The sequence below is a fragment of the Nostoc sp. UIC 10890 genome (assembly GCF_054786515.1).
In genome coordinates this window covers 1,085,141-1,108,101 of record NZ_JBSGKF010000001.1, presented here as the reverse complement: position 1 = coordinate 1,108,101, position 22,961 = coordinate 1,085,141, and the positions used below count along the sequence as shown (strand labels likewise).

The following is a 22,961-nucleotide window of genomic DNA, read 5'->3' as shown; positions in this document are numbered from 1 at the left end:
ACTTTTTTAACAAGATATAACTAATTCTTGGTAGTGTAATTTATCTAGATAATTTACGCTCAAATATGCATGAAATCATGGACGCACACCTGCGTGTGCTTTAGCGATCGCTGAAGATCGTCGGATTGCTATAGTACCAGTTTTCCAAAAATCTTTGCTGTAAGTCAATCATCTGTATTGATGCACAACTTTGCTTTTGTGTCAACTTAAGGTGAAAACGAGTAAGCAAGAAAACTGTGAGATGTTGCTTGGTTAAAAGTCTGAGATTATTTACCACTTCTCCAAGAGTGGGTAATCTTGTTGTTCAAGTTGTGCTGTACAACAATCAGCTACCCATCCCTAAACAAAAATTTTTTCGCTTCAACAGGATATTAGTGGCGATCGCGGGTGTTTGTATCTTGCCAAGTATTATCCTTGGTGTTAATGTGACCACTGTTACTACTTTTAGTCTATACAATGTTTCCAAAAGTAATCAAATTGATAATACTGCATCTAATGCAGATATCTGCGTGCAGTATGACACAAGTACAATTGTCACAGATATCTGCGTCTTTGTGATCTTAAAGCCCAAATGACAAGTATTTGACCAAACTGCTGAAGAAAGCCGTACTTGAGCAGGAAAAGGGCTTGATTTTGTGTTTAACAATCGCCTGCTATGTACTCAACTTCATAATGATTGGATTATCTAGTAAAAAATAGAGGTGAAAAATGGACATTTGATAAGAGTTACATAGAAGAGGTATGACCAGAGTATTAGTATTTAAATAAATAATATTTTTGTTATTTAATAATTCTGATTTATTTGGAGAGTTGCTGTTAATATTTTATCTCTTAAGTAATGAAATTGTTGCTTGGCAAGCTTGTTATTGTTTCCGGTAAATGCATTGAATAATTAGACTAAACATAATTCGTGTTTGAAAATATGCCAAAATCCAGAAAAAAGGAGTGTAATTACTTCAAATGATATGCTGATAATACTTTAGGTAATTGATTTGTGACTGGTGATGATGTTAGTATTAAAGGGTGGGTTGATTTTGGGTTTATTATCTCCAACAATTGACTTGTAATGTATCATAAGACCAAAATTCATCAGTATTGCCAATTGCATTGATTAGCAGTGTGAAGTGACTATGGGTATGAATATCTAGACTTGATACCAATAAATTGATGAGGTTACAGAGGAGCAAATAACCATGAGCAACTTAACATCTCCACCTACCGAAGTTCAAAAAACGAAGAAAAAAAGTTTAGCCGCAGATAAAAAGCCTCGAGTTACAGATGATATTGTGCGTAGTTATCTGCAAGAGATCGGGCGTGTAGATTTGTTGACTCGCGAACAAGAGGTTATTTTTGCCCAACAGGTGCAGCAAATGATGAATTTATTAGCTGCTAAGGAAGAATTGGCTGTGAAATTAAATCATGAACCAACGCTGCAAGAATGGGCAGATCAGTTGGAGTCAAGTGTTGAGGTGTTAGAGCAACAGCTAAGTCAAGGACACCAAGCCAAGCAGAAAATGATTCAGGCTAATCTCCGGTTAGTGGTAGCAGTGGCGAAGAAATACCAGCACCGCAACTTGGAATTTATGGATTTAATTCAAGAAGGTACTTTGGGTTTAGAGCGAGGAGTGGATAAATTTGATCCCGCTCTTGGTTATAAGTTTTCAACCTATGCTTACTGGTGGATTCGTCAAGGAATTACACGAGCGATCGCTCAACAAGGACGGACAATTCGTTTACCTATCCACGTCTTTGAGAAACTGAACAAAATTAAACGGGTACAGCGAGAATTATCTCAACAGTTGGGCCGCGTTCCCACTACTGCGGAAATTGCCAGCGCATTATCTTTGACACCCAGCCAAGTTAGAGAGTGTTTGTACTTGGCCCGCCAACCTTTCTCCTTAGAGGCGCGAGTTGGTGAACAACAGGATACAGAATTGCAGGACATACTGGAGGATGACGGACCTTCTCCCGAAGACTATGCTGTTGAAGAATCTCTGCATCAAGACTTACAAGACTTGTTAGCAAAGCTGTCTCCCCAGCAGCGAGAAATATTAACCTTGCGCTTTGGTCTTACTGATGGCTATGAACTTTCTTTAGCACAGATTGGCGATCGCATGGGTATTAGTCGAGAACGGGTGCGTCAGATAGAACAAAAAGCTCTCAGTCTCCTCCGACGCCAAAAGGAACAAGTACGTAGTTATCTAGCTAGCTAAGGTTATTTCTTACAATAGTTTAGGTATTTAAACTCACAAATTCACCATCGTGACTGGATAAAATTCAGTCATTTTGGGGGAAAATAAACCTAACTAATCTCTCTCGAAGATTTGATATGAGCACACCAAAAACAGTGCAACAATTGCAGGTAGAATGGGTGACTTCTGAAAACTTTCGGCGTTATGGACAGGTGATTTTTGCTAGTCTTGATGGCAAAAGTTACGATGGAGAAGATGCCCAGTTAAACCTGCAAAACGGGATTCCACGATTTTATATTATGCGGTTGGAGAAGAGAGGGCGAAAGTTTCACAAAATTACTCGCCATCTGCAATGCACTCAATGTCTGGGTTCTTTGGAAGGGAAGGATTGGTTGATTGCAGTTTGTCCTCCTGATAATGATGTGAATGAACCAACATTAGAAGAGATGGCTGCTTTCCGGATTCCGGGGAATTGTTTTATCAAGCTACATGAGGGTACTTGGCACGCTGGCCCCCATTTTGACCATGAAGCTGTGGATTTTTATAATTTGGAACTAGCTGATACAAATATGGTGGATCATTTCACCCATGATTTTCTTAAGAGTCATCAATTAGAGTTTGAGATGGTTTAGGTAAATAACACAGAATATTTGACAAAATCAATCAAAGATGCATCTAGAGGAGGACACCAGAGGCTATCTCCTATAGACGCATTAGGTTGGATTAATCAAATCAGCGATCGCCTTTACCAATACATCTGGATCTACTGGTTTAGAAATATGCATTTGAAATCCTGCTGCTAATGCTTGCTGCTGATTCATTTCCCCTGCATAAGCTGTCAGAGCGATCGCTGGTACGCTTCCTCCTTGTTGGGGCGATCGCGATCGCACTTCACGCATCAGCATATAACCGTCTGTCTTTGGCATTCCAATATCACTAATTAAAACATCTGGGATCGACTCAGAAAGCGCTTGTAGTGCTTCCTGTGCTGATGCTACGGCGGTTACTTCTACACCGTAGTCTTGCAAAATGAAGGTGACTAAATCGCGGATATCTGGTTCATCATCCACAACCAGAACTTGAGTGTCCGAAAAAAGCGAGGATTCTGGCTGACAATCTGAAGACTGATTTTCCTGACGCCAAACCTGTTCATTTCTGACTAAAAGCGGTAGATCAACAGTGAAAGTTGCACCCGATTCTTCTCCAGAACTTTCGGCTTGAACTTTTCCCCCATGCATTTCTACAACCTTACGCACGATCGCTAATCCTAAACCTAGTCCACCAAATGTCCGTGTAGTGGTGCCATCAGCTTGGCGAAAGTAATCGAACACATAAGGCAAAAAGTCTGGGCTAATTCCCTTACCTGTATCGCTGACCTGAATTTGAACCTGGTTACCAGCTTCCATGAGTCGAATTTCTACCCGTCCTCCTGTTGGTGTAAATTTTACCGCATTGGAAAGTAGATTCCACACAACTTGTTGAAGCCGATTTGGGTCGCCCATAACTTGTCCCAAATTGGCATCAAATATGGTTTGAATTTGAATTGACTTGGCTTCTGCTGCTAGTTTTACTGTTTCTAGTGCTGCTTCAACTACCATTACCAAGTTTACTGGACAGATATTCAAGTTTAATTTTCCTTGGAGGATGCGAGACACATCCAACAAATCTTCAATTAGCTGGGTTTGTAACTTGGCGCTGCGTTCAATGGTTTCTAAAGCGTGGTTAGTAGTTTTTTCATCAAACTTGCGAGTCCGCAGCATTTTCGACCATCCCAGAATGGGATTGAGTGGGGTTCGCAGTTCATGAGAGAGAACCGCTAGAAACTCATCTTTAATTTTGTTGGCAATTTCCGCTTGTTGGCGTGCTGTCCTTTCGCATTCTAGTAGGCGATCGCATTCTTTTTCAGCCGATTTGCGATCAGTAATATCCAATACAAAAGCCACACCATGTTCTTGGGAGTCATTCAGCAAGGCTATCCCCAAAACAATTGGTACTCGCTTTCCGTTGCGATGGATGTACTCTTTCTCAAAAATTCTGGAAACTCCAGTGGTTTGCACTTCCAAAAGGGCGCGATCGTCTAAATCCTGATACTCAACAGGAGTAAGTTCTCGCCAATTAATTCTACCTAAAGTGGCAAACTCATCACGAGTGTAGCCAGCTAATTGCAGAAAGGCATCATTGGCATCAATCACAAAGCCATGCACATTCCAAAAAGCGACCCCGATCAAATTAGATTCAAACAAACGCCGAAATCGCGCTTCACTTTCACGTAATGACTTTTCTGCCCGTTTGTGTTCAGTAATATCGCGAGAAACGGTGATTACGCCTTCAATAGTTTGGTCAAGATTGCGTAATGGTGTGAGGATATATTCATAAAAATGCACCCCATTGGTGGTAAGACATTCGCACTCATCTTTAATTGGCTGCCCAGTTTTCATCACAGCTTTTCGTTGACTATCTACCTGCATTATCAGGTCTGCGGGTAAATCTAATTCTGGCAAAGTTTTTCCAATAATATCCTGGGGTTTTAAACCTAGTACAGTCGCTGCATCACAGCTGACATACTGATAGCAACCTTGGCGATCAAAGATGTAAATGTGATCCACTGAAGCAGTAAGAATAGCATTTAAAATATTTGCCTGTTCTTGGACTTGGGTTGTTAGTTCGCGAGTACTTTCTTCAGCCTGCTTGCATACAGTAGTTTCCATACAAACGCCAATCATTCGCACCGCTTGTCCCTGATCGTCATAGATAAATTTTCCCTTAGCAGAAATCCAATGTGGACTTTGGTCTGAGCGAAATATACGAAATTCATCATTGTAATCAGTTTTGTTTGCCAAAGCGTGAGCGATCGCTTCCATGACAAATGGCTTATCTTCAGGATGAATACACTTCAAAAATCCTTCATAAGTGCCGTCAAAACTGCCCGGAATTAGACCAAAAAGCACTTCATGATTTTCAGACAAAATTACTTGATTGGTAACAATATTCCAATCCCACAAGCCCATTTGAGAAGCATCTAGGGCTAGCTTCAGCCGTTCTTCATTCTCCCTAAGAACTACTTCTACTTGCTGTCGCTCCACAATTTCTTGTTGGAGTTGTTGTAAAATTACTGCCACATCTATCGGTAGATTCAAAACTATGGATGTATCCTTCTCAATCTGCCACTCGACAACTTGAATATGGGAATCTTCTACTTCTAATGGCAGCTTTCTCTTTAGTTCTCTTAATTGCTCCTCAAGTGCTGCTTGCCTTTGTTGATAATATATTTCTGATTGCTCTAACTCTGCTACACGCTGCCGCAGAACTGTTAAATCATCAGGAATTTGAAAGTTAATTTTATCAACATTTGGCATTTTTTACACCGATTATACTTAATAGCATCACCTTGAAGAGTAGGCATACCCTAGTCTAATAAGTATGTATTTCTTAGCTCAAAAATGCAATCCATCAAAAGGCACATAAATTCAAAATTCAAAATATTACCACAGCAATCATTCTAGCTATTAACTATATGCTTTCTTCTGCAAACGTAGCTTAGGTATTGCAGCCAAAAGACATATAGAAATCCTAAATGATTTGTGAAAATGCGTGATGTCCAGATCCCCGACTTCTCGAATAAGTCGGGAATCTAATTTTTTACGAATGATTTAGGATTGCTATATATAAGTTCCATTGAATAAGATTTCAGAAGTCAGAATTCTAGTGTCGAAAACTTCTAAAACATCCTCTAAGTAGCTAAAGAAAGTCTATCGCTTTAATCGCATGAAAGCCGCACCAATTAATAATCCCACAACCTGCCCTAAAAAAACAACACCCGATTGATTTACGCCGACAGGAGGAATATTTAAACTACCTATACCATAAAATAATTGTTGCACAAACCACCAAAATATATAGAAAAATGCTGGCAGTTCGATGGGGATATACAAGATTATTAGCGGCAAAACTGTGTCAATCCTAGCTTTAGGAAACTTCATAACGTATGCTCCTAAAATAGCTGCGATCGCACCATTTGCCCCAATCAACGGTACTGTCAAATTCGGTTCAGCTAGTATTTGCAATACCCCTATCATCACACCAGCAGCCAGATAGAATCCCAGATAGCGTCTATGTCCCAGAAGATTCTCGACAGTCTTGCCAAAAACCCACAAAAAGAGCATATTTCCCAATATTTGGCTAAAGCTGCCGTGCAAAAATATTCCAAAAAGTAGTGAAAATACTCGCCAAATTACAATTATCCAAGCAGCAGAGTTGAAAAAGAGAGCATTTGTAATTGCTCCAGTAATCTGAGCAGGAATTACACCCCAACTACTGATAAAATAACCTAATTGACCACTAAATTCTAGTTTAAGTTCCCATAAAAATACAGCCAGGTTAATGCCAATCAACCAGTAATTAATAATCGGCTTACTTCGACAACGAATATTATCACTAATAGGAATCATACTAATTCGTAATTCGTAATTCGTAATTCGTAATTAAGATACACAAAACATTCTTATCTGCTCCTCTGCTCCTCTGCCCCTCTGCTCCTCTAGCTTCCCACTCTCTCACTCCCCCTTAACCTGTGGCAAGATTGAAATCAGATCGCATCGCACTTAAGTAGGCAAACGAGATGCTGGGAAACACACTTGTAGGAAGATACCAAATTATTAGGAACTTGGGAGGTGGGGGTTTTGGTGAAACTTTTGTGGCTTGTGATACCCAATTACCTGGTTCACCTCCATGTGTCGTAAAAAAACTCAAACCCCAGGCAAGCGATCCAGTAACTTTGGAGACAGCTAGGCGTTTATTTGATACGGAAGCACAAGTTCTGTATAAATTAGGAACTCACGATCGCATCCCCCAACTTTTAGCTTATTTTGAGGAGAATGCCGAATTCTATCTTGTACAAGAATTGATCGAAGGTGATGACCTGAGTCAAGAAATAACACCAGGCAAAACCTTAAGTCAAGAGCAAGTAATTTTACTTTTAGAAGAACTTTTGGCAATCTTAGAATTTGTCCATCAACAGAATGTAATTCACCGTGATGTTAACCCCCGAAATATTCTCAGACGCCAACCAGATGGCAAATTGATTTTAATTGATTTTGGTGCAGTTAAACAAATTGCGACTCAAGTGATTACTCCCCAAGGTCAAACACAGGCTACAGTTGCTATAGGTACGCCTGGATATATTCCTGGAGAACAAGCTCATGGTACGCCAAAATTAAGCAGTGATATTTATGCTGTGGGAATAATTGCTATTCAAGCTCTCACAGGATTATCACCAGAGGAAATAGTAAAAGATGCTGAGACTAATGAAATTATCTGGCATAATCAAGCCACGGTAACGCCAGAATTTGCTCAACTCTTAGATAAAATGGTCTGCTACGACTTTCGGCAACGCTATCCTTCGGCAACAATGGCGTTAAAAGCACTGAAAGAGTTAACACAACCACCCGCAGCGACAATAGCTTTAAATCCTATTTCTCCACCAAAAAATATAAACAAACCTCAACCGAAAAAAGGCATTTTGGGTAAAGTTTTACTAGCTATATTTTTCATTGGTATTAGCGGAGTCGCATCAATATTGATTTGGAATCACATTAATTCAAATAATGCCATAGAATTATCTAAACAAGGAAATACCCTTTTTGATTTGCAACGCTATCAAGATGCGCTAGCAGTATATGAAAAAGCTGTTAATATTCGACCAAATCATGCTCAAGCCTGGAATGGTCAAGGCAAAACGCTGTATAAATTAAAAAAATACAAAGAATCATTAGCGGCGTATGATAGAGCAATTCAAATTCGGCCAGATTATTTTGAAGCTTGGAGCGGACGAGGCTTTGTGCTGGGAAGTTTACAGCGATATCAAGAAGCGATCGCCTCTTTTGACAAAGCCTTACAATTAAATAATAACAACTCAGAAATCTGGAATGCTAAGGGTGAAGCTTTCAGTAATTTAAACCAATATGACCAAGCAATTCAATCTTATGAAAAGGCGATTGAACTCAAACCAGACAATTATCAAGCTTGGTACAAAAAAGGATTAGCGCTACAGAACTCTAAGCGATATGAAGAAGCGATCGCAGCATATCAAAAAGTCGTTGAATTAAAACCAGACTACGAAGAAGCCTGGTATAATCGGGGAAATTCACTAGTCAATTTGCGACGCTACCAGGATGCATTCACTGCTTATGATAAAGCAGTGCAATACAAATCAAATTACTATCAATCTTGGTTGTCGAGAGGTAATGTCCTGCTGAATTTACAACGTTATCCAGAAGCAATCGAATCTTTTAATCAAGTAATTAAATACAGCCCCAGAAACTATCAAGCATGGTATAATTTAGGATGGTCGCTGCATCAAAATCAACGCTATGAAGAAGCAATAAAATCTTATAATAAAGCAGCAACAATTAAGCAAAATGACTATCAACTCTGGTATAATCTAGGGAATTCACAATATATTTTGCAGAAATACGAAGATGCGATCGCGTCTTATAATAAGGCAGTTCGTTATAAACCAGACCATTCCGAAAGCTGGTATAGCAGGGGCAATGCCCTATTAAATTTGAAGAGGTATCGGGATGCGATCGCTTCTTACGATCAAGCAATAAAATACAAGTCTAATTACCAACAAGCAATAGACGGCCGCAACCAAGCCCAAATTCAACTGCAAGGCGAAAAACCACAGCCGATAATTGTGCCAATTATCCCCGCTCCTAATCCTACAAATTCACCGCAGACAACACCCTAGTACCGCAAGGCGTAATTCGTAATTCGTAATTCGTAATTCGTAATGACGTCAGGGATGGCTTATTTATGACGTGCGTTACTAGTATTCTGCCGCTGGGGTTTTACGCTCGATTATAAAAACATCCCAAATTTTCTTGTGGGATGGGTGTCCCCACCACTGGTGTCAACTTAACGCGAAACCGCACGTCCGCCAGGGATTGTAAATCCCTGTCTCATAGCTAAAGGCCTCTGAAGAGGACTAAAGAGCGCAAAAATTTTCAGTCTACTTCAGTAGACTTGAGCAATTAGTCAGGGATTTACAATCCCTGGCGGGTGAACAACACCCAATCAGTACGCTATTTTTGGCTTAAGTTGACACCACTGGTGTCTCCACCCGTCCCAATACGGTTAGGTTAAGGCGGAAAGGTGAATTCCAACCTTTTCCCTTTACCCAATACGCTTGGGTTAAGGGCTAATAGTACAAAATTGTGGGTTTTAGAGACGCGATAAATCGCCGTCTCTACAAGTGTTTTGGTCTTCCCCGTTCACCGAAAAGTATTGTCTTAACTCCCCCTCTTCTCTTGCCGTTCTTTGAGTTTCAGCATGATTTCTGCGTGCATCTCGCGGGTAATTGGGTAAAAATACGTTAAAATCAAGCCAAAAATCAAACAAACTGTAGGTATAGGCCCAACAGCAATACGAATAGCAAACAGTGCCGATTCTGGTTGGATAGGTAGTGGACTTCCGGCTACAGATTCTTTGAAACCCGATACTTGCAAAGCATTTCCTACCAAAAAAAGCCCGAAAGCTAAACCAAATTTTTGTAACAAAACCATGAAGCCATAAAAAATACCTTCTCTGCGTTGTCCGGTTTGGAGTTCATCTAGTTCAATCACATCTGGAATCATCGACCAAGGAATTAGATAAGCTGTGGATACACCAACACCCGCCATGACAGCCATCACATACATCAAAACTATTTGACCAGGTTGTAAGAAAAATAGTCCGGCGGCGGCTATTATCCATAAACTCATTCCTAGAAAATAAACAATTTTTTTGCCAACTTTTTTACTCAACGCACCCCAGACAAATAGCATCAGCAGGGCGGTTCCTTGGACTGCAATCAGGACTGTGGGTACATCTGATTCTTTAAGACCCATACAATTGACTACAAAATAGGGAATAATGCTGGCTGTAATCTGCACACCTAGCCAAGAACAAAGATATATACCAATAACAAATAAAAAAGGTCGGTTGCTAAAGACAATTTTTAGCTGTTCAAAGAAGGGGAGAGATGCGGGTTCCTCAACTTGGATGCGTTTGGCCTCAAAAGCCAAGATGCGATCGCGGACTCCAAAAACGCACCAATATAATCCTAAAATTGAAATTACCGTACAAACTGCTGCTAAAACGAGATATTGTTGTTGGCGATCGCTAATTAGAGAAAAAACAATTTGCGTTAAAATCAACGACAGAATACTGCCGCCAATAGAAAATGTAAAGCGATAGCTATTAAGACTGGTGCGTTCGTCATAATCTTGAGTTAGTTCTGGAGTCATCGCCGTATAAGGCAAATTTACAACTGTGTAAAATACCTGAGATATCACCCCAATTACGACGTAATACCAGAACAGCGGCCAAAGATTATCACTCTGATTTGCACTAAATCGCGGTACAATCCACTGCAAGAAAAAGAAAATTCCAAAGGGGATTGCTCCATAAAACATCCAAGGAAGACGACGGCCCCAACGACGAGATTTCGTTTTATCAGTCAAGAACCCAACAAGCGGATCATTTATGCCATCCCAGATTTTGCCAATCATCAAAATACTGCCAGCTAAACCCGCAGGTATACCAGCGACATTTGTGAAGAAAACCAGCAGAAAAAAGACGGAGATATTGGCAGTAATTGCTGGCCCTAAATCTCCTGCACCGTAAGCTAGCTTTGTTTTTAAGTCGAGTTTTTCACTCTTAGGATCTCGTTGGGCATCGCCAGCAGCAGAATCGTTCATAATAACTTGTGCTCATACTAAAATAAAAAGTTTGTAATTGCCTTCAATACTAGCTATCTACCACTCCCGTTAGACTTATGCCAGACCTTTATGTTTCTTGGCCAGATTATCACCAAAAAATTGAACAACTGGCTATTCAGATTTATCAATCCAGTTGGGAATTCAACCAGATTATCTGTCTTGCCAGAGGAGGACTACGAGTTGGAGATATTCTTTCCCGTATATATGAGCAACCATTGGCAATTTTAGCAACATCATCTTACAGTGGCCCCGGCAAGCAAGAAAGAAGTAATTTAATTTTCTCCCGCCACTTGACAATGACTGCCGAAAAATTAGGTTCGCGCATTCTCCTAGTGGATGACTTAGTAGATTCTGGGGTAACACTGCAACAGACTATACCTTGGCTCAAGGAAAATATTGATTTCCCCATTGAGGAAATTCGCACCGCCGTTCTTTGGTATAAAGCCTGTTCAGTTATAGCACCCGATTATTATGTTGATTATTTAGCTGAAAACCCCTGGATTCACCAACCTTTTGAACACTACGAGCAGATGAATATCGCAGAACTTGCGGGTAAGGTAAATCAACCATGTTGATGATAAATTATACGCAAAGTTAATTTTACAGCCAATTTTTGTAACGTATTGGTCGCTTTTTAGATTTTAGCGATCGCTCGTCAAATCGTTGAAAATCGACCGGACTTTAGGCGAAACTAGAGATGGTGGCAGAAAAAGTAAAATCACCCTCGGATAATTAAAAATGAAATCAGCACACGAACGCGAACAATTAATTAAAGATATCAACGTACTACTAAACCAAGCTTATGACAGCACTTTAGATGAGATTTACGCATTACTTCAAAAAATCGAAGAGGAAGAAGAAGAGGAAGATTTAAAAGCCTATGATCTGGCAAAAAAATCTGCTGATATTGATGGCTCAGTGTCGTGGGAGGAAGCTAAAAAAGAACTAAAACGAGAAATAAAAAAGGAAGTTGCGTGAGTTATAAAGTTGAAATCTTAAAGGGAGCATTAAAACAACTTAAAAAATTATCGCCAGAACTTCAAGAACGCATACTAGTTAAAATTGATGATTTAGCCATAGAACCCCGTCCAAACGGGGTAAAAAAGCTAAAAGGTAAAGAAAATGCTTATAGGATTAGACTAGGTGAGTATCGAGTTATATACGATATTTTCGATGATATTCTAGTGGTGAATGTTGTAGAAGTTGGACATCGTAGCAAGGTTTATAACGATAAAAGTTAGGGCTAATTAATTTGTAATTAATTCTTGATGATTTTAGGTATTTTGAGTGCTTGTTTGTTAATTATTTATGTTTACTAAGGAAGAAGCAAAACTCTTTTATCGCGGTAATCCTGACAAAATCAAATGATTTGTTGTCATTATTGGTCGCAAAAATATCAATGTGTAACTAACAATTTAACTCTCCAAACTTAGGACTCCACCACCCTTTTTGCGTACTAAAATAAGCCACATCTTTATGTTTAGTATCCTTACGGGATTTTGGGTCAGAACATCGCAACATTTTCTTATTCTGCCCCTCTTTGATATAACTGTACTCTTCTAGAGGTTTCTTACATACCGGGCAGGGATATGCCGTAATCTTAACGGGAGGCTTTTGTTGATTCTCAGCTTGGACTGATTTCGTTTGTGGTGGCTGCCAAGTTTTGTTAAAGTCGCTCCAAAATAGCACGACATTTTCACAGCCTTTTGTGCATTTGAGGAAATATTTCTTTTTAACCTTAGTAGTCGGAATTTTGGTGAGGAAATTTTTGCATTCAGGGCATCGCGTCTTGGAAGTTTCGTATTTCCGCTCAGTTATCACATTAGCTTTACCTTTTGGGGAACTTGCAACTACAGTTTTAGCTTTGGAGAGCGCTGGTATAAAGTAATTTTGATTCCAACTAGTTAAATAATGCTGCCAAGAGTTTTTTCCTTCGGAAATTGCATCAAGAGCATCTTCCATTTTCGCTGTGAATTCCGCCTCTAGTAAATCCGGCAGTGCTTTGAGCAAAAACGCATCAACTTCTAACCCTAATGCTGTCGGTTGCAGATGGTCTTTTTTCAATTCGACATAATTTCGTTTTTTTAAAGTAGCAACAGTGGGAGCATAAGTACTTGGGCGACCAATTCCTTTACGTTCCATCAATTGCACCAATTTGGGTTCACTATAACGGGGTGGTGGCTGCGTCTGCTTCTTTTCATGTCCCGCATTCTCCAGTTTCAATGCTTGTCCCTGTTGTAATGAAGGTAAAACACTATCCTTGCTGAGATTATTCCAGTATCGGGCATAACCATAAAATTCAATCACTTGCCCTCTAGCTGACCACAATAGGGAACCAGACTGAGTAATCACCAAAGTTTTACGCAATTGGGCAGCCCGACACTGAGAAGCAATCGACCGCTTCCAAATCATCACATACAGATTAAACTCATCATCAGGGAGTTCTAAACGCAACTGAACTGAGGGACGAAATACATCTGTTGGACGAATTGCTTCATGTGCTTCTTGAGCCGATTTGCTACTGCGATGCTTGGCGACTTGCTGCGGTACATTCGGCGGATCATTTTGCTCTAACCATTTACGGGCGCTGGCACAAAATTCTGGACTCAGCATTACTGAGTCTGTTCGCATATATGTTATCAACCCAGCTTCATAGAGCTTTTGGGCCACAATCATGGTTTTGTCAGGAGCAAACCTCAGCTTTGAACCGGCTGCTTGCTGAAGACTGGAAGTTGTAAATGGTGGCGGTGGCTGGCGATTAACGATTTTTCCTTCAAAATGAATCACCTGATGAGGATGCCGCTGTGCTTCTTCAACTAAACGTGTTGCCTCTGCTTCGGAAAGAACGCGCTTAGACTCCGGTGTTTCTGGACTATTACCTACCTTTGCGTCATCATGAGTTTCAGTTTCTTGCTCTGCTGCATCTTTTGCAGAATCCACCGTCCCTTTGTAAAAAGCTCGAAATCCTTCCGCATAATCTACCCAGACACTCCAGTAATCTTGGGGGACAAATGCCAGAATTTCGTTTTCTCGCTGACAAATCAAGTGCAACGTCGCGCTTTGGACTCTGCCAACACTTTTAGCGCCGTTATTCAATGCCCAAACTAAAGGGCTACCTTTATAACCTACCAACTTATCTAGGCAATCTCGACACAGCCCAGCACCGATTAAATTTTGGTCTAGCTTTCTAGGATTAGCGATCGCACTCTGCACCGCCGATGCTGTAATCTCAGTATAAATTACTCGTTTCGGTTCCCTTAAACCCAGCGTTTCTTTCAGGTGCCAAGCGATAGTTTCGCCTTCCCGGTCTGGGTCAGTTGCTAAAACAACTTCATCAACCTGCCTCACCGCAGACTTGAGTTTCTGAATTGTTTCTTTCGCTCGTTGGTCACGCGGAACGTAATTGCACCGGACATTACTGCCATCCATGACGAAGCCCAAGGAATCGTCCCCTTCATTGCTGAGTTCGCGGATGTGGCCACAACTGGCGAGAACTTTCCAATCCGAACCCAGAATTTGACTGAGTTTTTTGACTTTTCCCGGAGATTCCACCACAAGCAGGCGTTTGATCATAGCAACTGCGTTTTCGATGCTCTATGTTGAATACTTTGTAACAACAAGTAATTTCATAGTATATTTTAGTATATATGTATCATCTACAGAACTCATATTCGATTTTTGAAAAAATTCAGTATAACTCAAAGAGGCTTCTTGACTGTTGCCTATTGCCTGTTGCCTTCTTACGCAAATAATTTCAGAAATCAAATCGGATTGTTATAGTGCTTTTATTACTTTTAAATTGAAACGTAAAAAACCCGGCTTCTCTATAAAAACCGGGTTTTTAAGTAATTGTTAATTTATTTCTGGGCAGTACAACAGGGCAATAAAGGCTTATTTACAACTTCTTTAATGTCTACTGAATTTAAAAAATCTTCCCAATATTTCTGAACTTCGGGATCATTAGGACGCTGGCTGCGTAAATTAGCTAAAGTTCTTAGAGCATCTTCCCAAAATCCGGCTGTGGCGAATAAAACTGCCCGATCCAAGTCTGTGTTTGGTTGGTTTAGCTGAAGGGATAGGTTTTCATCTTGCGATCGCACAATTGTACCTTCTACATACGAGTCTTTATCGCGGTTACTAGGATCACAAATCATCGAAAAAGTCCAATTATACTCTTTACCGATTTGTAGAGATGGCTGATCGACAGGTACATTTACGCTAACAATACCATTCTGCCCAATAGGTTTGAAAGTTCCCTTATACAATGGGTCAACGCTATCATCATCCCGCAAAACAAATTCTAGTGCTTCTACTGTTATCGAGGTTTGAGGAATGTAAAAAAAGAATGTGGGACGCTCTGCTGTGGTTCGTTGAGCTTCCTTATCTGTTGGTGTCAGGGGAATAATATATTGTCCAATTGGAAAACAATTTCCGCGTGTTCCAGCCGATCTTACCCTACCAGGTCTACCTGGAACAAAAGCGATACGATTTCTACCACGTTGAATGTAACCTGTAACATTTCTAATTGCAGAAGTAGCATATCTATCTCCAGGACGTAGCCGCTCTGCTTGCTGAAAATATCCTAAAGCTTTTCTATAGTTTCTTCGTTTGGTTTCATTATAGCCAAGCAACATATATTGAGTGTAAGCAGATTTAGCTTGTGCTAGTTGGTAAACTGACTCTGTTGCCAAAACTTGAGTAGTGCTTACAGACTCGAAGGGGAGAAATGCTAAAGCAGCAAGCAGATAGCTTGCCCAAAATCTATATTTCATGATGTTTATGTCCACTTGTAGTACATTGCTTGGGTATATATAATACAATAGCTCAAGCTTTGCAGTGGCAAGACTTTATGTGTGCTACTTTCTGGGAAGGCTGAGGTGGTATTGTAATTTTTTTAAAATAAAATCCCAACTTTTTTAATAAGTCGGGAATCTTAGCATTTGGATTTTCAGTAGTCTAAAGTTGATAGACTATTAGCTTTTGCCTATTCCTTAATACACATCTGCTGAAATTAAAGATGCGTTATTCAGAACCCTTGTAGAGACGTAGCATTGCTACGTCTCTACATTATTATTTAACTCATCTTTCTAATGAGGGTACAGCCAATTTTGCATCGGCTACCTGAGCATTATCAGCAACAATTGTGCGGAATAAATCGCCTTCAATTGTCTCCTGTTCTACTAGCAAATCTACTAAACGTTCCAAAACTAGACGGTTTTCTTCCAAAAGTTCTTTGGACTTGATGTAGGAATTGTTAACAATTTCGCGCACCTGAGAATCAATTTTGGCGGCAATTTCCTCAGAATAGTCTGATTTATTCATCCAGTCACGTCCTAAAAATACCTCTCCTCCACTCTGATTTTCTAAGGACAATGGGCCTAATTCTGACATCCCGAAGCGTGTCACCATCTGCCGTGCCATCCCTGTCACATGTTGCAAGTCATTGCTTGCACCTGTGGTCACTTCTGGCTTACCAAAAACGATTTCCTCGGCGGCGCGACCACCCAAAGTAGCAGTAATCCTAGCTTTGAGTTGGGAACGGGAAATTAACCCCTGTTCTTCGTTGGGAGTAAACCAAGTTAATCCCAGTGCTTGTCCCCGTGGAATTAATGTAACTTTCTGTACAGGGTCATGGTCTTTGAGCAATGTACCCACTAAAGCGTGTCCAACTTCATGATAGGCAATCAAACGCTTGCTCTTGCTGTCTACTAAGGCAGTACCTTCCATACCTGCAACAACTCGGTCTACAGCCGCATCAATTTCTAAAATGGTGACAGCTTCTTTGCGTCTCCTCGCAGTGAGAATGGCAGCTTCGTTGAGTAAGTTGGCTAAGTCTGCGCCAGTAAAACCAGGTGTGCGACGAGCGATCGCTTCTAATGATACGCTAGGATCAATTTTCTTATTCCGAGCGTGGACTTTCAAAATTTCCAATCGCCCTTTGAGATCCGGTGCATCCACCATCACTTGTCTGTCAAAGCGTCCCGGTCTGAGTAACGCTGTATCTAAAACATCTGGGCGGTTAGTGGCAGCAATAATAATGATGCCTGTATTACCTTCAAAACCATCCATTTCAGTGAGCAGTTGATTGAGGGTTTGTTCGCGCTCATCGTTCCCGCCACCGATACCAGTCCCCCGTTGTCTACCTACTGCGTCAATTTCATCAATAAATATTAGGCAAGGAGCATTCTCTTTAGCTTTTTTGAAGAGGTCGCGCACGCGAGATGCACCCACACCAACGAACATTTCCACGAATTCTGAACCGGAAATACTGAAGAATGGTACAGCTGCTTCACCTGCGATCGCTTTTGCTAGTAAAGTTTTACCAGTACCAGGGGGGCCAATTAACAGCACTCCTTTGGGAATACGTGCGCCTACAGCAGTAAATCTTTCAGGCTGTTTTAAGAAAGTAACAACTTCTTCGAGGTCTTCTTTAGCTTCTTCAACCCCGGCGACATCTTCAAATTTGACTCCAGTTTTTGCCTCCATTTGGAAGCGAGCTTTGGATTTGCCGAAATTCATCGCTTGGCTAGAAGCATTTGTAGAGCGCCGGAGGAACAACAGCATTAAAGCCACCAATGGCAAAATCCACATCAAATTAATTAACAGCCCAACAGCAGCTCGACTATTAGCAGAGGAAACTTCACCAAAATCAACATTCCTCTCTTTAAGAATGTTAATTAACTCTGCATTTTGCGCCAAAAGTCTCACCTGTTGCGGTGGTGTATTCTCCTTTTGCCCCTTGAGATAAACCTTTGCTAGCTGTTCAGTTTCGTCAAGCTCTACTCTTTCAACTTCTCCCGCCTTCACTTTCGTGATCAACTGGCCATAATTTAAAGGGGTGCTCTCTGCTTTTTGTGCCATGACAGGAGTACTACCGAAAATTACTGGCAACATAATTAAACTAGCTGCGATGCCTACAGCGGGTTTTGCCAACGCACCAACCCAAGCAACGTGCTTTGACGACTGACTTTTTATCAATGCTTTTTTTCCCAAATTTGTCATAATAGTTACCCTTTGTCTGCTGGCACAAGTTTGAGCGCTGGTTTATGCCTATTCTTCTATTAAAAATTGTAATAACTGGAAATTACACTTTTCTTATCTAGTCTAACTTCCACACAAAATCATTCCCAAGTTTCTTCAGGCTATTCCTTCCTCCATCCACAGGGGAAGGGGGAAGGGGGAAGAGTCACCAATGCCCAATGCCCAATGCCCAATGCCCAGCAGATATTAATTTGACACATTCTGACACAAATCGCTAAGATAAACATAGTCATAACGATTCCGTTTTTTAAGAGCTAGTTAATACTTTGTAGGTTAATTATGGTGAGAATTATTGGTATTGGCGGTAGTTTAAGATCCAACTCTTATACCCAGCTTGCTTTACAAGTAGCAATGCAAAGGGTGGAAGCCTTGGGTGCAGAGGTAGAAATTCTCGATTTACGGCAGTTGCAGCTACCATTTTGCACTGGCGCTAAGGAGTATCCAGAGTACCCAGATGTTTTGCGGTTGCAAAATACTTTTAGTCAGGCTGATGGATTCATTTTAGCGACACCTGAGTATCATGGTGGCGTTAGTGGTGTCCTAAAAAATGCTCTGGATTTGATGAGCTTTGATCAACTCTCAGATAAAGTGGCAGGATTTATTAGTGTCTTAGGTGGACAGTCTAATAGTAATGCTCTAAACGAGCTACGGTTAATTACCAGATGGGTACATTGCTGGGCAATCCCTGAACAAATTGCAATCGGACAAGCTTGGAGTGCGTTCAGTCCTGAAGGCAAGCTACTAGATGAGAAGCTATCTCAAAGATTTGATCAATTTGCTCAGAGTTTAGTTGATAATACTCGCAAGCTGCGAGGTGTAAATTAGTTTTATGGTGGGCAAAGTTTTGTCCACCCTATATTTTAATACGCTTGGGTTAACGCCAAAAACCTTAAACTGTGTAGGTTGGCGTTTAGTTTTACGTAAATTCTATGTTAATCAGGAAAAATTACGAAATAGCTGTAATATCCGCTGTCGCACTCTTTCTATAATTACTCCTTCTTCAGCAGATAGCCCATCAAATAACATCTCATATATCAATGGTACGCCTAACTCTAACTCTTCTAAAAGAGTACGCTGACTAAATACATCTTGTGGTTTACCTTCTAGCCTCAGCTGCCCTTTATCCATGACAAAAACCCAATCAGCCCAACGATAAACTAAATCCAAATCATGGGTTGCCATCAACAAAGTGGTTCCATCTAAATGAATCCTTTTCAGAGTTGCGATCAAGTTACGAGTATGTTTTACATCTAAATATGCAGTTGGCTCATCTAACACCAATAATTCCGGGTGTAATACCATCACATCTGCTATAGAAACTCGTTTTTTTTGTCCTAAACTCAGATGATGTACTGGTCTTTCTGCTAAAGCAGTCAGTTCAAATTCCACTAATGCTTGCTCTACTCGGTCTTTAATTTCTGGCTCTGGCAAACCCAAATTACACAAACCGTAAGATATATCTTCTTCAACAGTAGAAGCTACTAATTGTTGTTCTGGATCTTGAAATACTAGTCCAACTTTTTGCCGTAAGTTACTAAGAGCATTGCGATTATAACTCAACGGTTCACTACGCCAACGTACAATACCAGAATCAGGTTTATATAGACCGTTGGCTAATAAAAATAGCGTCGTTTTACCACAACCATTCTGCCCAATTAACGCACATCTTTTGCCAGATGGAATCTTCAATGTTAGACCATTCAACGCTGATTCTTGTGCGCCTGGATAGGTGTAATATACCTGCTCAAATTCAAGTAAATATTCCTGCATTTCGCCAAAATTCTAATCCTATTAATCCTACACAGCCGCAAATTGCTTCGATAATATATCGCGCTTGGGGATGATAGCGGCGGGGATGCCAAACTCGAAATTCACTCACAAAACCCCGTGATTGCAATCCCAGAGAAAACTGACTATATCGTTGTAAGGTTCGCTGTAATAATTGTCCGATTAGTAGTGCTAAACTTTTCATTCCACTACGCCAAGTACGGTAACCACCACGGGAGTTTTGTGCTGTCCATAATTCATCGGCTGTGTTCAGTAGGATGAAAATAAACCGATACATTAGTAATAACAAATCGGTTAAAAGCGCTGGAAATCGCAAGTAACGCAGAGTTTGTAATATCTCCGTGAAAGGGACGGTTAACATGAGAAAATATAAGCAAGAAACAGAGGCTAATGCTCTGGTTAAAATTCCCAATGCTTGGATACTGCCATGATGACTAATATAAATATAGAAGTGTCCGAGAGTTAATCCATACCACGAATCTAATTGTACGTTTGGCAAATCATTAATCGTAACTCCATTCACCATAAGTGCTGGCAAACTTGTCAAACAAAAAACTATGGTAAATGTTAACAATTTAAAATAAACACCAGCGGGAATTCTTGCATAAATAACTGTCCAAATACCCATCCAAAGTGCCATCAATATTTGCACTAGCGGATGGCTAGCCAGGGAAATAGCAAGAGTAGTAAATGCAAAAATTAGTTTATGCTCTGGTGGCAATCTTCGCAATCGATTGGTATAAGCTAAAGTGTCTAGTTGTAGGCTCATTCTTTAGGTTTTTGTTGTTGGGAACGTCCTTTATACAATCCAATTGCATAACCAACTACTCCCGCACCTAAAGCTGCTTGCGAAGCAAATAATAAGCTTTCTATTTCCCCACTAGCTGGTTCAAAAAATGATTTAAACCAGGGTTTATATTCAGGTTGTATTTCATTAATAGCCTCTTCTGCTTTGCCATCAGCACCGGAAAACTCCCCACCTCGCACAAATATTAACGGTGCAACTGCTAAAGCTATAACTCCTAATACCAACAGCCAGTTACTCAACCCTTTTTTAGATTGACTCATTGCCACTTCCTCGCTTGATTAATTTCAACAATTCCAATTCTTGAGGATTATAAGATTGCAGCCAGTTCCACACCAACACAGTTAGTAATCCTTCACTAATTGCTAAAGGAACTTGAGTAATGGCAAAAATTCCGGCAAATTTGGTAAATGAAGCGATAAACCCACCAACAGGTGCGGGGAAAGCTAGGGCGAGTTGGATGGAAGTGATAATGTAGGTGAGTAAATCTGCGATCGCAGCTGCTAAAAATATGGCGATTTGTTGTTTACCACCTAACTTTATTGTCAGATTATATATCCAGTAAGCTAGGAAAGGGCCAGCGATCGCCATCGAAAAAGCATTTGCCCCCAACGTCGTCAAGCCGCCATGCGCCAGTAACAAAGCTTGAAACAACAATACTAAGCTACCCAAAACCGACATAGTAAGGGGGCCAAACAGCACCGCACCTAACCCTGTCCCTGTTGGGTGAGAACAGCTACCTGTGACAGAAGGGATTTTCAAAGCTGACAGCACAAAAGTAAAAGCACCAGCCAAGCCCAGGAGTAGTTTCAATTCCGGGTTAGCTTGGGTAATGCGAGTCAGACTACGCAATCCTAATAGAAAAAATGGTAATGCCACAACCCACCAAAAAATTGCCCACTGCACTGGCAAAAAACCTTCCATAATGTGCATGGCGTAGGCGGGTTTGGGTAAACCAATGACTAGATAAAAACTGATAACTCCCATCAGGGTTAGACTGACTAACGCCTGTTTTTTTCTTTTCATAATCTGTACCTCGCAGATTTATGTAAACGAATTGATTCTAACCGGCGGGCATCCTGACTCACCTAATTTTGGTTCACAGTTGCGGGACAGCGCCGGATTTACACCGGACTTTCCCCCTTGCGTCCGATGGCTGCTTCCCATCAGAACCGATTTGAGTAACTATATCACCATTACCAATTTTGAGCAGCGATTTTTACCAGGTATTCACAAAGCGTAGTTTATTAAGACAGTTTAGAGGTCATAATTTGGTTTATTCCCACTTACTTATTTATTTTTGAGTAATACAGTAAAAATACTACCGTTTGGATGATTATCTTCGATGGTGATTGTACCGGAATGTGCCTCGATCGCCATTTTGCAGAAAGCCAATCCTAAACCAATTTGCGAAATTTCTGGCATCAGAGTTCCAATTTCATACTTCTCGAAAATGATTTGTCGTAAGTCTTGACAAACTCCCGAACCGGAATCAGCGACTTGCACTTTAGCACCACCTGCTGCCAAATACTCTCCTCGGAGGATGACTTGAGAATCGAAGGGGGAGAACTTAATGGCATTGGAGAGCAAATTATCCAGCACTCGACGAAAGATCACTGCATCTACTGCAACAATGCCACCAGGTTCGGGAAATTCACGTATCAGGGTTAAGTTTTTTTGAGTAGCGATCGCCTCAATATCTTCTACAGCTGATATACACAGCGCACAAAGATCCACTTCTGTGTAGTTGAGAACCATTTTGCCAGATTCCAGCTTTGCCATAATCAGCAAACTATCAATTAACGATTGTAATTGTTGTCCAGCAAGTAAAATTTGATCGATTTTTCCTTGCTGTTGTTTCGGTGAGAAACCTGGTAATCGAAGAATCTCTGCTCCTAAGACAATAGTGGTAAGTGGATTTCGCAGATCGTGCACAATCATATTTACCATGTCTTCTCGCATCTTGAGCAATACTTGCATACTGTCGTACTGCTGCTTAATCCGCAACATGGAATTAACTCTGGCTCGTAATTCCACACCGTTGACGGGTTTACTAATGAAGTCATCTGCACCCGTCGCCAGACATCGAGCCAAATCTTCTTTCTCGGTTAATGCTGTCACCATGATGATTGGCACTGCTTGCCATTGTGGATCGGCTTTGATGCGTCGACAGACTTCCATCCCATCAAGATCGGGCATCATCACATCTAATAAAATTAGATCGGGCTGAAAACTATCGAGGCGATTTAGAGCTTGTTGACCACTAGGAGCGTAGTAAAGCTGGTAGTTTTCACCATCCAGTAAGGTTTCAACAACGTCAAAGTTATCTGGTTGATCGTCGATCACTAAAATAGAGGTTTGACTATCCATCGAAAA

General features: G+C 40.7%; 20 protein-coding genes and 1 riboswitch. Of the genes, 8 read left to right on the top strand and 12 right to left on the bottom strand.

The window, feature by feature from the left end:
* Positions 1-100: 100 nt before the first annotated feature.
* Positions 101-277 carry a hypothetical protein gene (locus ACWATR_RS04350; protein WP_460329839.1) on the bottom strand — a complete coding sequence of 59 codons (177 nt, stop codon included), beginning with the start codon at positions 275-277 and terminating at the stop codon, positions 101-103.
* Positions 278-287: 10 nt separating this feature from the next.
* On the opposite strand from ACWATR_RS04350, the gene ACWATR_RS04345 reads away from it, so the two are divergent.
* The 3 genes from ACWATR_RS04345 to ACWATR_RS04335 all read left to right on the top strand — a co-directional run bounded on the left by ACWATR_RS04345 (position 288) and on the right by ACWATR_RS04335 (position 2,824).
* A complete protein-coding gene (locus ACWATR_RS04345; RefSeq protein ID WP_460329837.1) occupies positions 288-575 on the top strand; it encodes a DUF3172 domain-containing protein in 288 nt (95 codons plus the stop codon).
* Positions 576-1,193: 618 nt separating this feature from the next.
* Positions 1,194-2,213 carry an RpoD/SigA family RNA polymerase sigma factor gene (locus ACWATR_RS04340; RefSeq protein ID WP_176727140.1) on the top strand — a complete coding sequence of 340 codons (1,020 nt, stop codon included), beginning with the start codon at positions 1,194-1,196 and terminating at the stop codon, positions 2,211-2,213.
* Positions 2,214-2,329: 116 nt separating this feature from the next.
* On the top strand, positions 2,330-2,824 hold the full coding sequence (locus ACWATR_RS04335; RefSeq protein ID WP_460329835.1) for an ureidoglycolate lyase: 495 nt from the start codon (positions 2,330-2,332) through the stop codon (positions 2,822-2,824).
* An 81-nt stretch (positions 2,825-2,905) separates the two neighbouring features.
* On the opposite strand, the gene ACWATR_RS04330 is transcribed toward ACWATR_RS04335, so the two are convergent.
* Positions 2,906-5,548 (bottom strand): hybrid sensor histidine kinase/response regulator, encoded by a 2,643-nt coding sequence (locus tag ACWATR_RS04330; RefSeq protein ID WP_460329833.1) that lies wholly within the window; start codon positions 5,546-5,548, stop codon positions 2,906-2,908.
* Positions 5,549-5,941: 393 nt separating this feature from the next.
* Positions 5,942-6,640: a rhomboid family intramembrane serine protease gene (locus ACWATR_RS04325; protein WP_460329831.1), complete on the bottom strand. Its 699-nt coding sequence runs from the start codon at positions 6,638-6,640 to the stop codon at positions 5,942-5,944.
* Positions 6,641-6,810: 170 nt separating this feature from the next.
* Between ACWATR_RS04325 and ACWATR_RS04320 the strand changes: the two genes are divergently transcribed.
* Positions 6,811-8,940, top strand: a complete 2,130-nt coding sequence (locus ACWATR_RS04320; RefSeq protein WP_460329829.1) for a tetratricopeptide repeat protein — start codon at positions 6,811-6,813, stop codon at positions 8,938-8,940.
* A gap of 541 nt (positions 8,941-9,481) precedes the next feature.
* On the opposite strand, the gene ACWATR_RS04315 is transcribed toward ACWATR_RS04320, so the two are convergent.
* Entirely contained in the window at positions 9,482-10,930 is a 1,449-nt protein-coding gene (locus tag ACWATR_RS04315; protein ID WP_460329827.1) for an MFS transporter, read from the bottom strand.
* Positions 10,931-11,007: 77 nt separating this feature from the next.
* Between ACWATR_RS04315 and ACWATR_RS04310 the strand changes: the two genes are divergently transcribed.
* The 3 genes from ACWATR_RS04310 to ACWATR_RS04300 all read left to right on the top strand — a co-directional run bounded on the left by ACWATR_RS04310 (position 11,008) and on the right by ACWATR_RS04300 (position 12,192).
* Complete coding sequence (locus ACWATR_RS04310; protein ID WP_460329825.1) at positions 11,008-11,526, top strand: phosphoribosyltransferase; 519 nt, start codon at positions 11,008-11,010, stop codon at positions 11,524-11,526.
* Positions 11,527-11,689: 163 nt separating this feature from the next.
* Positions 11,690-11,929 carry a hypothetical protein gene (locus tag ACWATR_RS04305; RefSeq protein ID WP_460329823.1) on the top strand — a complete coding sequence of 80 codons (240 nt, stop codon included), beginning with the start codon at positions 11,690-11,692 and terminating at the stop codon, positions 11,927-11,929.
* Complete coding sequence (locus tag ACWATR_RS04300) at positions 11,926-12,192, top strand: type II toxin-antitoxin system RelE family toxin (RefSeq protein ID WP_460329821.1); 267 nt, start codon at positions 11,926-11,928, stop codon at positions 12,190-12,192. Before ACWATR_RS04305 ends, ACWATR_RS04300 begins: the two co-directional genes overlap by 4 nt.
* Before the next feature lie 166 nt (positions 12,193-12,358).
* On the opposite strand, the gene topA is transcribed toward ACWATR_RS04300, so the two are convergent.
* The 3 genes from topA to ftsH all read right to left on the bottom strand — a co-directional run bounded on the left by topA (position 12,359) and on the right by ftsH (position 17,953).
* Positions 12,359-14,524 carry a type I DNA topoisomerase gene (topA, locus tag ACWATR_RS04295; protein ID WP_460329820.1) on the bottom strand — a complete coding sequence of 722 codons (2,166 nt, stop codon included), beginning with the start codon at positions 14,522-14,524 and terminating at the stop codon, positions 12,359-12,361.
* A 284-nt stretch (positions 14,525-14,808) separates the two neighbouring features.
* On the bottom strand, positions 14,809-15,723 hold the full coding sequence (locus ACWATR_RS04290; protein ID WP_460329818.1) for a DUF928 domain-containing protein: 915 nt from the start codon (positions 15,721-15,723) through the stop codon (positions 14,809-14,811).
* Positions 15,724-16,030: 307 nt separating this feature from the next.
* The gene (ftsH, locus tag ACWATR_RS04285) at positions 16,031-17,953 is read right to left on the bottom strand and encodes an ATP-dependent zinc metalloprotease FtsH (RefSeq protein ID WP_460329816.1); all 1,923 of its coding nucleotides are present in this window, start codon (positions 17,951-17,953) and stop codon (positions 16,031-16,033) included.
* A gap of 318 nt (positions 17,954-18,271) precedes the next feature.
* On the opposite strand from ftsH, the gene ACWATR_RS04280 reads away from it, so the two are divergent.
* The gene (locus ACWATR_RS04280) at positions 18,272-18,817 is read left to right on the top strand and encodes an NADPH-dependent FMN reductase (RefSeq protein ID WP_420763183.1); all 546 of its coding nucleotides are present in this window, start codon (positions 18,272-18,274) and stop codon (positions 18,815-18,817) included.
* A 111-nt stretch (positions 18,818-18,928) separates the two neighbouring features.
* Here ACWATR_RS04280 and ACWATR_RS04275 read toward each other — a convergent pair whose 3' ends face one another.
* The 5 genes from ACWATR_RS04275 to ACWATR_RS04255 all read right to left on the bottom strand — a co-directional run bounded on the left by ACWATR_RS04275 (position 18,929) and on the right by ACWATR_RS04255 (position 22,955).
* Complete coding sequence (locus ACWATR_RS04275) at positions 18,929-19,762, bottom strand: energy-coupling factor ABC transporter ATP-binding protein (RefSeq protein ID WP_460329814.1); 834 nt, start codon at positions 19,760-19,762, stop codon at positions 18,929-18,931.
* Positions 19,743-20,549 carry a cobalt ECF transporter T component CbiQ gene (gene cbiQ / locus ACWATR_RS04270; protein ID WP_460329812.1) on the bottom strand — a complete coding sequence of 269 codons (807 nt, stop codon included), beginning with the start codon at positions 20,547-20,549 and terminating at the stop codon, positions 19,743-19,745. Before cbiQ ends, ACWATR_RS04275 begins: the two co-directional genes overlap by 20 nt.
* Positions 20,546-20,848: an energy-coupling factor ABC transporter substrate-binding protein gene (locus tag ACWATR_RS04265; RefSeq protein ID WP_181930268.1), complete on the bottom strand. Its 303-nt coding sequence runs from the start codon at positions 20,846-20,848 to the stop codon at positions 20,546-20,548. The genes cbiQ and ACWATR_RS04265 overlap by 4 nt, the downstream gene beginning before the upstream one ends.
* Entirely contained in the window at positions 20,835-21,611 is a 777-nt protein-coding gene (locus ACWATR_RS04260; protein ID WP_460329810.1) for an energy-coupling factor ABC transporter permease, read from the bottom strand. The genes ACWATR_RS04265 and ACWATR_RS04260 overlap by 14 nt, the downstream gene beginning before the upstream one ends.
* 26 nt (positions 21,612-21,637) lie before the next feature.
* A riboswitch (cobalamin riboswitch) is annotated at positions 21,638-21,777 on the bottom strand.
* A gap of 98 nt (positions 21,778-21,875) precedes the next feature.
* Positions 21,876-22,955 (bottom strand): hybrid sensor histidine kinase/response regulator, encoded by a 1,080-nt coding sequence (locus tag ACWATR_RS04255; RefSeq protein WP_460329808.1) that lies wholly within the window; start codon positions 22,953-22,955, stop codon positions 21,876-21,878.
* Between the last annotated feature and the right edge of the window lie 6 nt (positions 22,956-22,961).